Genomic DNA, 12383 nt, shown 5'->3' with positions numbered 1-12383 from the left:
GGTATCCCCGCCCGCGGGTTAGCGTCACACCATCCTTGTCGTGATCTTTTGCCAGAGAACTCTCCCAAGGGGTTGACCATGGAAGTGAAGTCGGGAAGACGGCTCCGCCGCACGGCCGCGCTGGTCGCCACCGCGGCGGTGGTCGTGGCGGGTGCCGTCACCGGTTCCGCCGGTGCGTCGGCGGTGGGCCCGGCATCGTCGCCGGGCACCTGCCGGCTGGGCAACGGCGTGCAGCACGTGATCAGCATCGTGTTCGACAACGTCCATTTCTTCCGGGACAACCCGAATGTCCCGTCCGATCTGGAGCGCATGCCGCATCTGCTGGACTTCCTGAAGTCCAACGGGACCGTTTTGTCCAACGTGCACACGCCGATGATCGCCCACACGGCCGACGACAGCCTCACCCTCTACACAGGCCTCTACGGCGATCGTCACGGCCAGCCCGTGTCGAACTCCTATCGCACGTACAACCCCGACGGCACCACCGATCCCGCCGGATCCTTCGCGTACTGGACCGACCCGGTCTACGACACCGCGACGAGCCCGGCGTCCGGTCACGACACAACGCCCACCATGGCCTACTCGGACGGAAACGGGCGCAGGTCCGGCGAAGGCGGCAGGCAGACGCCGGCCCCCTGGGTCCCGTTCACCCGCGCGGGCTGCTCGGTCGGCGACTTCTCCACGGCGAACATGGTGCTGGAGAACACCAAGCTGGACCTGCCCACCGTGTTCGGCGCGAACTCGCCCGAAGTGGCCCAGTACACGGCGGACTCCTCGCCCTACAAGAACGCGGAGACCGCGGACTACGTCGGTGTCGCCGTGCACTGTGCGCAGGGGGACACCGTCTGCTCCGGTGCCACGGCCGTGAAGTACGGGCAGTCCGCCCCGTCGCCGAGCGCCGTCGCCGACGCGCTGCCGACCGAACCCGGCGGGTACACCGGTTATCAGGCGTTGTTCGGGGCGAAGTACGTCGCGCCGCGGATCGGGGCGGGCACCCCGTCGCTGACGCGCAACGGCTACCCGGTCACCGACGCCACAGGAGAGCTCACCGACCTCGACGGGACGGCGATCACCAACGCCAACACGGGCAAACCGGGCTTCCCGGGCTTCAACCCGACCGCGTCCCAGTCGCTGGCCTACCTCGCCACCCTGCAAGAAAGCGGGATCCCGGTGACCTACGGGTACATTTCGGACCTGCATGAGCGCAAGCCCGGCACCTCCGGCTGTACCACCGAAAGTGCCGTGGCCACCGGATACGCCCTGGCACCCGGTGACAGCTGCTACGCCGCCAACGCCAAGGCCTACGACGACGCGTTCGCGAAGTTCTTCGACCGCCTCGGCAGGGACGGCATCACGCCGAAGAACACGGTGTTCCTGATCAGCTCGGAGGAGAACGACCAGTTCGCCGGGGCCAACGTGGGACGGGCGGTCCAGCCCACGCCCGCCGGCTGCGACGGCGTCGCCACGCCGTGCCACTATGCCACGGGGCAGGTCGGCGAGCTGGCCGCGAACATCAACGGCCTGCTGGCGGGATCCGCGAGCAGCGGCACCAGGTTCGACATAGAGCCGCAGGGCGCCTCGATCTACGTGCAGGGGCAGCCCAGGGCGGACGACCCCGCGGTGCGCCAGCTGGAACGCGACACCGCGGCGATGACCGCCGACGACCCGTACCGGGGCGTCGCGGGGGAGAAGGTCGTCGACTACCAGGCGGGCGCGGTGGAGCAGCGGATCCTGCACATGTCCAACGCCGATCCGCTGCGCACACCCACGTACACCCTGTTCCCGAAACCGGACTTTTACTTTTCGACCTCCGGCCCGAACGTGAGCGTGCTCGGCCGGTACGCGTGGAACCACGGGTACTACACCCCGAACATCGACATCACCTGGGCGGGCATCGTCGGCCCCGGCGTGGCGGCGCGGGGCGTCGACGGCCCGGATCCCGCCGGGGGCAACGAAGCCCACGACCCGAACTCGACGCACACGGTGCCCGAGGCCAGTACCGTGGGCACCTGGGTGGAGGAAACCGACCTGCGCCCGACGCTGCTGCACCTGGCGCGGCTGAGCGACGACTACCAGACCGACGGGCGGGTGATCAGCCAGGTGCTGGCCTCGCCGTCGCCGTCACTGAAGGCGACCGAACGACTGGCCGCGGTGTACCAGCAGCTGAATTCCAGCGTCGGCGCGTTCGCCACCGACACCCTGATCGCCGACACCGCCGCGCTGGCGGGCGGGTCGGCCGGTGACGATCGGGCCTACCAGCAGGAGCAGCGCCGCCTCACCCGGCTGGCGGAGGAGCGGGACGAACTCGCCGCCGTGCTCAAGGAACAGCTGTCCCGGGCGGCCGCCGGGCAGGCGCCGGACTTCGGTGTGCTGCGCTCGGAACAGGCGCGGGCCGAGGCGCTGCTCCGTCAGGCGCACCAGCTGTCCGCTCGCTGAGTGGGAAAAAGGTGTGACGGCCGGGATTTTCCGGCCGTCACACCTTTTTGTCAGGAAGCCACCTTGGCGATTTCTGTTGCAATGGACCGGTTTCGTCCGCTTTCACCGTATCAAGTGGACGGTCGTTCGCCGTTGGTTCCTCCAGTATTCAACTGTCCACCATGGATTCCGCCGGTCGGTGTTGCCAGGCTACGTGCGTTCCCGATCCGACTGGAGATATGGCATGGGCTGGTCTGCGAGAAAATGGAAGATTTCGGCGGCCGCGGTGGCGGCGGCCGTCACGGCGGCGGGTGTCGTCGCCGGAACGACGATGGCGAGCGCGGAACCCGGCGGCCGGGACGAGGGCACCCCCTCGCACGTGTTCTACATCATGATGGAGAACCACGGTGAGTCCCAGGTGCTCGGCAACACCGCCGACGCGCCTTACACCAACCAGCTCGCCGCCCGCTACAACGTGGCGACCAACTTCCACGGGGTCACCCACCCCAGCCTGCCCAACTACCTCGCCATGTTCTCCGGCGACTTCCAGGGCATCTTTGACGACTGCAAGGCGGGTGCGAACGTCACCTGCGCCCCGGAGGAGTTCGTGCCGGACTCGGGCGACGCCACCTCGGGCGCCTCGCTCACCCCGGCCGAGCTGGCCAGCGCGAGCGCGAAGCCGCACATGTTCTCCGGCCGCAACCTGGTGGACGAACTGGAGTCGCGCGGCCTGTCGTGGAAGGCGTACCTGCAGTCGATGCCGCAGACCGGCTTCGAGGGCGAGTACGCGCCGACGATCAACGGCACCACGGTGAAGCTGTACGCGCAGAAGCACAACCCCTTCATGTACTTCTCGGACATCAACTCGCCCGGGAACCCGCGCCTGAGCAACGTGGTGCCGATGGAGGGCAACCTCGACCGCGACCTGGCGAAGAACACCGTGCCCAACTTCGTCTGGATCAGCCCGGACCAGTGCCACGACATGCACGGCGTCTCGCCGAGCAGCGCCGCGCTGATCGGCCTGCCGCAGTGCGGTTACCCGGACAGCGGTCTGGACCACGGTGCCATCCAGCTGGGTGACCGCTTCCTGCACGACACGGTCACCAAGATCATGGACTCCGAGACCTGGAAGCACTCCGACTCCAAGATCGTCATCGCCTGGGACGAAAACGACTACTCGGGCTTCTCGGGTGGCCCCGGCAGCCCGGTCGGCGCCAACGGTGCCGTCCTCGGCGGCGGTGACGCGCCCCTGGTCGTGATCAACTCGCACGCCGGCCCGCACCAGAGTTCGGGCAAGCCGGCCGACCACTACACCGTGCTCGCCACCCTCGAGCGGATGTGGCACCTCGGCTGCCTGGCCAACACCTGCTCGCCGCGGACCTCCGGCACCCTGACCGAACTGTTCGAGAACTGACCCAGGATTTCCGTCCCGTTTGTCCCGTGAAGGGCCCCTTCGCAGTCGATCCGACCGTGAATGGGCCCTTCACGGCTTTCGGCCGCCGGGGCCGGGGCCGCATGAAGTCGGCCGGGGGGTGGTATTCGGGGTCATGGCGACAGACAGTGGGAGTCCCGGAGGGATCGGTCCTAGCATCACGCTGCCGGTGGTGGGGGTCGTGCACGTGCCGCCCCCGGACCGGCTCGCGTACTTCGCGGGGCTGGGCCTGCTGGCCGCGTTCGGAGTGGTGGAATGGCCGGTCGCCGCGGTGATCGGGGCCGGTCACCTGCTGTCCGACCAGCACTGGTCCCGGGCGATGGCCGGGATCGGGGAGGCCTTGGAAGAGGTCTGAGCCTGGCCGGGCCGGTTCCGCCTCGTAAGGTTCCGGCATGAGTCTGTTCGGCCTTGCCGTCGTGCTGGCCGTCGGGCTGGCCGGTCCGCTGCTCGCCGCACCCGCCCGCGCCCGGGTCCCGGTGGCGGTCGGGGAGGTGCTGGCCGGTGTGGTGATCGGCCGCACCGGCTTCGGCTGGGTGCGGCCGGAGGAGCCGGTCCTGTCCTTCCTGGCCACCGTGGGCTTCGCGTTGATCATGCTGGTGGCGGGCAGCCACGTCCCGTTGCGCCACCCGGCGCTGCGCAGTGGGCTGCGGCGCGGGGCGGGGCTGGCCGGGCTCGCCGGGATCCTCGCGGTTCCCGCCGGGTTCGGGGTCGCGTACCTGACCGGGACGGGGCACGGCGAGCTCTACGCGGTGCTGATGGCGTCCAGTTCGGCGGCGCTGGTGATGCCGGCGATCGACGAGTCCGGGCTGCGCAGCACCCCGGTGGTCGCCACGATCGTGCAGGTCGCGCTGGCCGACACGGTGTGCATCGTGGCGGTCCCGCTGGTGATGGACCCCGGGCGGGCCGGGACCGCCGCGCTGGGGGCGCTGGCGGTGCTGGCCGCGGGAGCGGCCGGTTTCCTCGGGGTGCGGTGGTTGCGGGCCCGGGGCCTGCTCGCCCGGGTGCAGCGGATCAGCATCGTCCGCGGATTCGGCCTCGAACTGCGCTCGCAGCTGATCCTGCTGTTCGTCCTGGGCGGGCTGGCGCAGGCGGTCGGGATCTCGGTGATGCTCGCCGGGTTCGTCAGCGGCCTGGCCCTGGCCGCGGAGGGGGAGCCGCGCCGCCTGGCCCGGCAGCTCTTCGCCGTCACCGACGGGTTCCTCGGCCCGGTGTTCTTCGTCTGGCTGGGTGCCTCGCTGGACCTGCGCCCGCTGGCCGTGGAACCTAAACTGCTCGGGCTGGCGGGCCTGCTGGCCGCGGGCGCGGTGCTGGTGCACGCGGCCGCGGTCCTGGCGCGGCAGCCCCTCGCCCTGGCGGTGCTCGCGAGTGCCCAGCTGGGCGTGCCGATCGCGGCGGTGACCATCGGCACCCGCGAGCACCTGCTCACGCCGGGGGAGAGCGGTGCCGTCCTGGCCGCCGCGCTGATCAGCGTCATGGTGACCGGGCTGGCCGCCCGCGCCGCGCAGCGCAGGCAGGCGCGAACGGAGGGTGAGTCTCCCCGTTGACAGGCAAGTAACTGCTTGCCTATGGTGAGTCGCGTGGGAGACGTCTTCAAGGCCTTGGCCGATCCCACGCGCCGGACGATCCTCGACGAGCTGACCGACCGGAACGGGCAGACGCTCTTCGAGATCTGCTCCCGGCTGATCACCCGGCACGGGCTCGCTTCGTCGCGGCAGGCGATCTCGCAGCACCTCGACGTGCTCGAGGCCGCGGGCCTGGTCGAGACCAGGCGCGAGGGCCGGTACAAGTTCCACTACATCAACACCGAACCGCTCGAACCGATCGTCGAGCGGTGGCTCGGCCAGCGCGGCAAGGATGACGGCGGCAGCACCGGCAGTGGCGCCGGCGCGGACGGCAGGAGGGGACCGGCATGAGGATCAATCTGGCGAGCGTGCCCGTCGACGACCAGGACAGGGCACTGCGGTTCTACACCGAGGTGCTGGGTTTCGTGAAGAAGCACGACATCCCGCTGGGTGAGCACCGCTGGCTGACCGTGGTGTCCCCCCAGGACCCGGACGGCACCGAACTGGTGCTCGAACCCAGCGCCCATCCGGCGGTGAAGCCGTTCAAGGAAGCGCTCGTCGCCGACGGCATCCCGTACACCTCGTTCGCGGTCGACGACGTCAAGGCCGAGCACGAGCGGCTCCGCGGCCTCGGCGTGCGGTTCACCCAGGAACCCGTGGACATGGGGCCGGTGACGACCGCCGTGCTTGACGACACCTGCGGCAACCTCATCCAGATCACCCACCAGGCGGGCTAGAGCCTGTTTTAGAAGTGGCCTGCGTGGCGGTGCGGGTGGCGGAACCTGAGGCGGTCCCTGGCTCCGGGATCGCCTTCTCATGAATGCCAATTCACCACGGCGGCGCTGTCCTCGCCAGGAACCACCTCAGAACCCGCAGCGGTGCAAGCTGACGACCCAGAGCAAGCGGCTCCGCCGCTTATGAAACACAACCTAGGGCCGAACACTGCTGTGAAGGGACCCTTCACGGCCAGCGGCTCCACCGCCTTACGAACCTGAGCTAGACCCCTGAAACGTGGGCCAGCTGGCCCACGCCCGCGGTGATCAGCATCGCGAGCCCGCCGCCGATCAGCACGCGCAGGGCGGGGCGGAGCACGGTGGTCCCGGCGATGCGCGCACCGAGCACTCCGGCGACGGCCAGCCCGAGCAGGGTCACCCCGAAGATCGCCCACAGTTTCGCCGTCACGCCCGGCGCCAGCAGGCCCAAAAACGGCAGCAGCCCGCCGATGAGGAAGCTGGCGGCCGAGGCCAGGGCGGCCTGCAGCGGCCGCGCGGTGGTCACCTCGCTGTGGCCCAGCTCGTCCCGCAGGTGCGCGGCCAGCGGGTCGGTCTCGTGCAGCGCGACGGCGACCTGCATGGCCAGGTCCGCCGGAACCCCCCGCTCCCGGTAGATGCCGGCGAGTTCCGCCAGTTCGGCCTCGGGGTCTTCGGCGAGTTCGCGTTCTTCCTTCAGCCGGTCGGCCCGTTCCACGTCGACCTGGGAGCTGACGGACACGTACTCCCCGGCGGCCATGGCCAGTGACCCCGCCGCCAGCCCCGCGATGCCCGCCGTGACGATGGCACTGGTGCCGGTACCGCTCGCGGCCACCCCGACCATCAGGCTCGCCGTGGACACGAGCCCGTCGTTGGCGCCCAGGACGGCGGCGCGCAGCCAGCCGGCGTGCTCCGCCCGATGCGTCTCCGCATGCGGGTTCATCATTTCGAAAAAGCTCACGCCACGCTCCTGGCCGTCCCGTTCGTACGGTTCGGACCGTAGGGCGGGCAGGTCGCGGTCAGGTAGGGAAGAAGGTCACTTCGCCGTCCGGCCCGACGGCAGGGTGGCCTCCCGCTTGCCCGTCCGCTCGTGCTGGGCGGGTTGATGGCGTCGGGGGTCCCGGTGCTCAATCACTGCGTGGCGAGCCACTCGTCGAAGGTGGTCGGCATGATGCGGGCGCCCTCGCCGGGCAGGAGCACCTCGCCGGCCATCGCCGGGCCGAACAGGGACGACCAGGTCGGCACGAGCTTGACCGGGTGGCCATGCGCCTCGTTGGTGCGCCGGGCCATGTCCACCAGGTCCTGCGGCTCCGGGCCGGCGACGTCACGGTAACGGCCCTGGGGTGCTCCGGTGGCGATCTCGGCGAGCACGGCCGCCACGTCGGCGGGGGCGATCGGCTGCACGAGCAGTGGTGCGATCGTGGCGACTCCGTCCTGCTCGGTCCAGCTCGCCACCATCGCGGCGAAGTCGTGGAACTGCGTGGCCGGAACGATCGTCCAGGGCACCGGGCCCTCCGTCACGAGGCGCTCCTGCTCCCGCTTGCCGGCGTAGTGCGCGTTGCCCTCGACGCGAGCGATCCCCACGATCGAGAGCAGAACGTGGTGTCGAACCCCGGCGCGCTCCTCGGCGGCGAGCAGGTTCCGGGTGGCGGTACCGAACTGCGCCACCGCCTCGTCCCGATCGGTGGCGGTGCTGCTCGTGGCGTCGATGACGGCCTCGACACCGGTCAAGGCGTCGTCGACGCCGTCGCCGGTCGACAGGTCCACGCCGAGCGAGCGGCTGATGCGCACCACGTCGTGTCCCGCCTCGGTCAGGGCGGCGACGGTGAGGCTGCCGATGTTCCCGGTGGCGCCGGCTACGGCGATTCTCATCGTGTTGTCTCCTCTGCTTCGAGCGCTGACTTGCGGGAGCATATCTCGGACTAAAAAGATCCTCAATATCTTGGATAAGATGAAGCGATGAAGCTGCCTGTAAGTACGGAATGGCTGTTGCACTGCGCCACGTCGCTGGCGCAGCTCGAGCCGGGAGCCACTGCCTCGGCGGCACAGCTGGCCCAGTACTTCGACCTGCCGGCGGCCTCTCTCGCCAAGCAGTTGCAGGCGCTCGTCAGGGCCGGTGTGCTGAGCGCGACGACGGGCCCGCGAGGGGGGTTCCGGCTCGCCCGGCCGGCTTCCGAGATCACGCTCCTGCAGATCGTGGAGGCGGTCGACGGCACATCTTCGCCGTACGAGTGCCGTGAGATCCGGCAACGGGGACGGGGGGCACTGCCCGCGGACGAGTGCCGGAATCCGTGCATCCTCGCCGCGAAGATGGCCGAGGCGCAGGAAGCCTGGCGGCGCAGCCTCGCGGCGACCTCACTCGCCGAGATCATCGCCGCACTGCCGCCCTCGGCTCCGGCTCGGACCCGGCGCCGGCTGGCCGGCACCTCGTAGCGGCCCCCTGGCCGAGGCTGTCAGGCCAAGCCGTCGGGCCGGGGAATCGGAGAGATCACGCGGAGCGCGGCGCGGCCTCCCGGGTGCCCGTCCGCTCGTGCTGGGCGGGGACCAGGTACCAGCGGTCGAGCCCGCCGTGCTGTTCGGCGTAGGTCCGTGCCTCGGCCCTGCCGGGGAACGGCAGCTGCTGCTCGCGATGCCGGTGCTGGATCTTCCACCCCATGTGCCCTCCTCCTTCGCCAATGGCCGGGCCCGGTGCTTCCCCCACCGAGCCCGGCCCCAGCAGTAGAACATGCGTTCGATGTCCACGGCAAGCCAGGATCCCTCAATCGAGGGGCGGTGCGGCCGCAGGATCGGAGTTATCGTCGTGAGCGGCGACACGACGCACTGGCTGGCCTCAGCAGAAGGCGGTGCGTGATGACCAGTGAGACCAGGGCTTCCCCGGTAGAAGACGTCGGCCTGAAACGGCATATCGGCCTGATCGGCCTGATCTGGACCTCCGAGGGGTCGATCATCGGTTCCGGGTGGCTGTTCGGTGCGCTCTACGCGGCGGAGGCGGCCGGAACCGCGGCGATCATCTCCTGGCTCATCGGCGCGGTCGCCATCATCATCCTGGCGCTGGTGCACGCCGAACTGGGCGGGACCTACCCGGTCGCGGGCGGGACCGGCCGGTTCCCGCACTACGCGTTCGGCAGCGTGGCGGGCGCGTCGTTCGGCTGGTTCTCGTGGCTGCAGCCGTCACCGTGGCGCCCATCGAGGTCATGGCCGCGCTGAACTATGCGAGCGTGTACCTGCCCGGGCTCCAATACGGCAAGAACCAGTTGACCGCGCTCGGGTACGGGATCGCCGTGCTGCTGATGGCCCTCTTCGTCTTCGTCAACTTCCTGGGGGTGCGCTGGCTCGCCCACACCAACAGCGCGGCCACCTGGTGGAAGGTCGGGGTCCCGGTGCTCACCATGGTGGTGCTGGCGGCCACCCAGTTCCACGGTGGCAACTTCGGCATCGGCGGTTTCGCGCCGTTCGGCGCGGCCGGGGTGCTTTCGGCCGTCAGTACCAGCGGGGTCATCTTCGCCCTGCTGGGCTTCGAGCAGGCCGACCAGCTCGCCGGGGAAAGCCGCAACCCCTCCCGGAACATCCCCATCGCGGTGCTCGGGTCGATCTTCGTGGGCGCGCTCATCTACCTGATGCTGCAGATCGTGTTCATCGCGGCCCTGCCCGCGGACGCCTTCGCGCACGGCTGGGGAAACCTCGCCTTCCCGGCGAAGGCCGGACCGTTCGCGGGCCTGGCCACCTCGGTGGGGCTCGGCTGGCTGGCGACGGTCCTCTACATCGACGCCGTCGTTTCGCCCAGTGGAACGGGCCTGATCTACGTCACGGCGACTTCGCGGGTGTCCTACGGGTTGTCCCGCAACGGTTACGTGCCGATGGTGTTCGAGCGCACCACGCGCCGGGGGGTGCCCTGGTTCGGGCTGGTGTTCGCGTTCCTCATCGGGCTGGTGGTGTTCCTCCCGTTCCCGACGTGGCAGAAACTGGTCGGTTTCGTCACCTCCGCCAGCGTGCTGATGTACGCCGGGGCCCCGCTGGCCTTCGGGGCCCTGCGGTTGCAGGACGCGCAGCGGCACCGGCCGTTCCGCCTGCCCGCGGGCGGGTTCTTCTCACCACTGGCGTTCGTCGTGGCCAACCTGATCATCTACTGGGCGGGCTGGGACACCCTGTGGCGCCTGGGGGTGGCGATCGTGCTCGGCTACGTGCTGCTGGGCCTGGCCTCCGGGCTCAAGCTGAACCCGCGCACCCCCGCGCTGGAATGGCGTTCGGCGCAGTGGCTGCCGGTGTACCTCGTCGGGATGGGCGTCATCTCCTGGCAGGGCGGCTTCTGCAGCACCGGTCCCGCGAGCGCGGCCGGTTGCGGTGCGCAGGGGCACCTGCCGCTCTGGTGGGACATCGGCGTCGTCACCGCGTTCAGCCTGCTGATCTACTTCTGGGCTCGCGCGGTGCGGCTGCCGGACCACCGGGCGCAGGCCTACATCGCTACCCAGCCGCACGTCCGGGCGGCTTAGGACCGGGGTGGCCGGGCAGGATCTTGGCCATGGCGTCGCGGGCTTCGGTCCAGCGCCGGCTGTGGGGACGGCAGACGTGGTGGGTGCCACGGATGGTGCGGCCGTCGGCGGTGGTGAATTCGGGGCAGACCATACCCAGCACGCCCCCGACGATGGGACCGTCCGACACCCGCCAACGCCATTCGGTCACCTCACTGACCGGGATGGCGCGGGTGGTCAGCACCGAGGGCACCCGGATGGTGCCGTGATCGGCGGCGATGGGCCGGAAGTAGGCGCGAACCGTAGCGCCGAGGAGGACACTGAACGCGATGACAGCCACCCCGGCGGCGATTGAGTAGACGGTTCCCGCTCGGTTGGGCATTTGGTCCGCCATTTCGGTGCAGAGCGCAACGCCGACGAGAAGGAACGCCAGTGCGGCGACGGCCATGGGTGCGGCGAGAACGGGGATCGGGCGGATGATGGTCACGCCTTGGTCTTCCTCGTCAGCGTTTCGAGGCGGCCGAGGGCGGCGGAAGGCGGGGGCATGGCGGCGATCTCTCGCGCCAGCGCGGCCGCGGAGTCCCGATAGGACGGATCGGCCAGCACGGTGCGGAGTGCGTCCCGGATTTCTTCGGCGGTGGATTCGGCGCGCACACCGGCGCGGGCGCGCACGACCTGGTCGGCGATGTCGAACTGGTCCGTGGCCGCCGGTGTCAGCACCAGGGGCAGGCCGTGCGCGAGGGCACCGAGGACGGTGCCGGCCCCGGCGTGGCAGACCACCGCGTCCACCGACGGCAGGAGCCGGGACTGGGGCACGTAATGCTCGAGTCGCACCGAGTCCGGCTGGGGGCCGAAATGTTCGCGGTCGCCGTCGCGGCCGATCGTGACCACCGCGTTCACCCGCTCACCGCGGACTCCGGCGATCATGGCCTCCAGCAGTCCTGGTCGCGTGTTGTGCGAAGTGCCTGCGGTGACGTAGACCGATTTCGGGTGCGGCAGGCCCTGGAGTCCGGTCGCGGGTTCGCCGGGCGCGGGCAGGATGCCTTCGGGGCGCACCGGCCAGCGGAGGGGATGGTCCCACTCGATCCCCGCCGGGGTCAGTGATTCGGGCCAGATGTCCAGGTAGGGCACCGAATCGTGGTCCGGAAACCGGTCGAGGCCGTGGCGCCGGGCGATCTCCGCGACGATCCGCCGGCCCCCCGCCATGACCGCGGCGGATTTCGGCGGGCCGATGGCGTGCACGGCGTAGGGCACGCCCAGCACCGCCGCGGCCGTCACCGCCGCGAACTCGGCCACACCGGCGAGCACCAGATCCGGCCGCCACTGCCGGAAAAAGGCCAGCATGTCGTCGATCCGTTCGCCCGCGCCGAGTTCGGCCATCACACCGACCACGTATGCCAGACGCTGTTCGGGAGACAGTCCCGCGGTGCGTGCCAGATGCTTCTCGCGGTCGAACGAGCCGGTCGGCGCGGGCCCCACCGCGGCCGTGGGCAGTCCCGCGGCCTCGGCGTGCCCGACCGCGCCCGGCCCGGTCACGAACACCACGTCGTGCCCCGAATCCCTGGCGCCGACGGCGAGCGGCAGCAACGGCGCGATATGGCTGTACCCGCCCCCGGCGGAGATCAGCAGACGCATCCACGCGAGGCTACCCGGCCGTCACGGGCCGCTCAACCGTCCATCTCGGACATCGCAAGCATGTTCAAGACGGCACGGCGGCCGCCGGGGCAGGCTGGGGGGACAGGTTCCAAAGACAGGA

12 protein-coding genes and 1 pseudogene are annotated in these 12383 nt (G+C 70.2%); 8 read left to right on the top strand and 5 right to left on the bottom strand.

Annotation, left to right across the window (positions count from 1 at the left end):
* Positions 1-78: 78 nt before the first annotated feature.
* The 6 genes from ORV05_RS23110 (at position 79) to ORV05_RS23085 (ending at position 6146) form a co-directional block, all read left to right on the top strand.
* A complete protein-coding gene (locus ORV05_RS23110; RefSeq protein ID WP_268754116.1) occupies positions 79-2436 on the top strand; it encodes an alkaline phosphatase family protein in 2358 nt (785 codons plus the stop codon).
* Positions 2437-2659: 223 nt separating this feature from the next.
* Positions 2660-3829, top strand: a complete 1170-nt coding sequence (locus ORV05_RS23105) for an alkaline phosphatase family protein (RefSeq protein WP_268754115.1) — start codon at positions 2660-2662, stop codon at positions 3827-3829.
* Between the two features lie 133 nt (positions 3830-3962).
* A complete protein-coding gene (locus ORV05_RS23100) occupies positions 3963-4202 on the top strand; it encodes a hypothetical protein (protein WP_268754114.1) in 240 nt (79 codons plus the stop codon).
* A 37-nt stretch (positions 4203-4239) separates the two neighbouring features.
* The gene (locus tag ORV05_RS23095) at positions 4240-5391 is read left to right on the top strand and encodes a cation:proton antiporter (protein WP_268754113.1); all 1152 of its coding nucleotides are present in this window, start codon (positions 4240-4242) and stop codon (positions 5389-5391) included.
* Between the two features lie 21 nt (positions 5392-5412).
* A complete protein-coding gene (locus tag ORV05_RS23090) occupies positions 5413-5760 on the top strand; it encodes an ArsR/SmtB family transcription factor (protein ID WP_268754111.1) in 348 nt (115 codons plus the stop codon).
* Positions 5757-6146: a VOC family protein gene (locus ORV05_RS23085; RefSeq protein ID WP_268754110.1), complete on the top strand. Its 390-nt coding sequence runs from the start codon at positions 5757-5759 to the stop codon at positions 6144-6146. The genes ORV05_RS23090 and ORV05_RS23085 overlap by 4 nt, the downstream gene beginning before the upstream one ends.
* Positions 6147-6405: 259 nt before the next feature.
* Here ORV05_RS23085 and ORV05_RS23080 read toward each other — a convergent pair whose 3' ends face one another.
* The gene (locus ORV05_RS23080) at positions 6406-7119 is read right to left on the bottom strand and encodes a VIT1/CCC1 transporter family protein (protein ID WP_268754109.1); all 714 of its coding nucleotides are present in this window, start codon (positions 7117-7119) and stop codon (positions 6406-6408) included.
* Between the two features lie 170 nt (positions 7120-7289).
* Positions 7290-8030 carry an SDR family oxidoreductase gene (locus ORV05_RS23075; protein ID WP_268754108.1) on the bottom strand — a complete coding sequence of 247 codons (741 nt, stop codon included), beginning with the start codon at positions 8028-8030 and terminating at the stop codon, positions 7290-7292.
* An 87-nt stretch (positions 8031-8117) separates the two neighbouring features.
* On the opposite strand from ORV05_RS23075, the gene ORV05_RS23070 reads away from it, so the two are divergent.
* Positions 8118-8591, top strand: a complete 474-nt coding sequence (locus ORV05_RS23070) for an RrF2 family transcriptional regulator (RefSeq protein ID WP_268754107.1) — start codon at positions 8118-8120, stop codon at positions 8589-8591.
* A gap of 55 nt (positions 8592-8646) precedes the next feature.
* Here the strand turns inward: ORV05_RS23070 and ORV05_RS23065 are convergent, their stop codons facing one another.
* A complete protein-coding gene (locus ORV05_RS23065) occupies positions 8647-8814 on the bottom strand; it encodes a hypothetical protein (protein ID WP_268754106.1) in 168 nt (55 codons plus the stop codon).
* A gap of 194 nt (positions 8815-9008) precedes the next feature.
* Between ORV05_RS23065 and ORV05_RS23055 the strand changes: the two are divergent.
* A pseudogene (locus ORV05_RS23055) lies at positions 9009-10648 on the top strand (APC family permease).
* Here the strand turns inward: ORV05_RS23055 and ORV05_RS23050 are convergent.
* Positions 10620-11114: a hypothetical protein gene (locus ORV05_RS23050; protein ID WP_268754103.1), complete on the bottom strand. Its 495-nt coding sequence runs from the start codon at positions 11112-11114 to the stop codon at positions 10620-10622. The pseudogene ORV05_RS23055 and the gene ORV05_RS23050 overlap by 29 nt on opposite strands.
* Positions 11111-12262 carry a glycosyltransferase gene (locus ORV05_RS23045; RefSeq protein ID WP_268754102.1) on the bottom strand — a complete coding sequence of 384 codons (1152 nt, stop codon included), beginning with the start codon at positions 12260-12262 and terminating at the stop codon, positions 11111-11113. Before ORV05_RS23045 ends, ORV05_RS23050 begins: the two co-directional genes overlap by 4 nt.
* Between the last annotated feature and the right edge of the window lie 121 nt (positions 12263-12383).

Origin of the sequence: Amycolatopsis cynarae, assembly GCF_026802195.1 — a bacterium.
Lineage (GTDB): Bacteria > Actinomycetota > Actinomycetes > Mycobacteriales > Pseudonocardiaceae > Amycolatopsis_E > Amycolatopsis_E rhizosphaerae.
The sequence above is the reverse complement of the archived record's forward strand: the minus strand, read 5'-3'. Positions and strand labels throughout refer to the sequence as shown.

Excerpts from the sequence above, each read along its gene's own strand:
- ORV05_RS23110 (WP_268754116.1), top strand. The coding sequence starts at position 79 with ATGGAAGTGAAGTCGGGAAGACGGCTCCGCCGCACGGCCGCGCTGGTC.
- ORV05_RS23105 (WP_268754115.1), top strand. The coding sequence starts at position 2,660 with ATGGGCTGGTCTGCGAGAAAATGGAAGATTTCGGCGGCCGCGGTGGCG.
- ORV05_RS23100 (WP_268754114.1), top strand. The coding sequence starts at position 3,963 with ATGGCGACAGACAGTGGGAGTCCCGGAGGGATCGGTCCTAGCATCACG.
- ORV05_RS23095 (WP_268754113.1), top strand. The coding sequence starts at position 4,240 with ATGAGTCTGTTCGGCCTTGCCGTCGTGCTGGCCGTCGGGCTGGCCGGT.
- ORV05_RS23090 (WP_268754111.1), top strand. The coding sequence starts at position 5,413 with ATGGTGAGTCGCGTGGGAGACGTCTTCAAGGCCTTGGCCGATCCCACG.
- ORV05_RS23085 (WP_268754110.1), top strand. The coding sequence starts at position 5,757 with ATGAGGATCAATCTGGCGAGCGTGCCCGTCGACGACCAGGACAGGGCA.
- ORV05_RS23075 (WP_268754108.1), bottom strand. The coding sequence starts at position 8,030 with ATGAGAATCGCCGTAGCCGGCGCCACCGGGAACATCGGCAGCCTCACC.
- ORV05_RS23070 (WP_268754107.1), top strand. The coding sequence starts at position 8,118 with ATGAAGCTGCCTGTAAGTACGGAATGGCTGTTGCACTGCGCCACGTCG.
- ORV05_RS23065 (WP_268754106.1), bottom strand. The coding sequence starts at position 8,814 with ATGGGGTGGAAGATCCAGCACCGGCATCGCGAGCAGCAGCTGCCGTTC.
- ORV05_RS23045 (WP_268754102.1), bottom strand. The coding sequence starts at position 12,262 with ATGCGTCTGCTGATCTCCGCCGGGGGCGGGTACAGCCATATCGCGCCG.